This is a genomic window from Aequorivita sediminis, assembly GCF_032080575.2.
GTDB lineage: Bacteria > Bacteroidota > Bacteroidia > Flavobacteriales > Flavobacteriaceae > Aequorivita > Aequorivita sediminis.
Genome location: NZ_JAVLSO020000061.1, coordinates 1 through 304, shown reverse-complemented (window position 1 = coordinate 304; position 304 = coordinate 1). Strand labels below are relative to the sequence as shown.

At 35.9% G+C, this 304-nt stretch carries 1 pseudogene; it reads right to left on the bottom strand.

The window, feature by feature from the left end:
* A pseudogene (locus RT250_RS13590) lies at nucleotides 1-152 on the bottom strand (cation transporter); the annotation flags it as partial.
* Nucleotides 153-304: the final 152 nt, after the last annotated feature.

Genomic DNA, 304 nt, shown 5'->3' with positions numbered 1-304 from the left:
TCAATTTCTCCGCTGTGAAAAACGGTCAATTTTCGATTCGGAATATCAAAGTCCAAATTCGCAATGCTTGAAATTCCGTCCAATTTCATTCGGATAAGATTTTCCTCTGAAGGACAGTCCATTTTGGTAATTTCGAATATTGTTTTTTTCATTCGGTTTCTGGGTTTTTCCGCATTACTTACAACTGTTTTGCATATGATTTGCGGCGGTTTTTGCTGCGCGATTTTTTCCGCTTTACCAAATGCGTTTTAAAAATACTACTTTTTCTCACTTTCACGAATTTCAGCCGTAAATTATATGCATT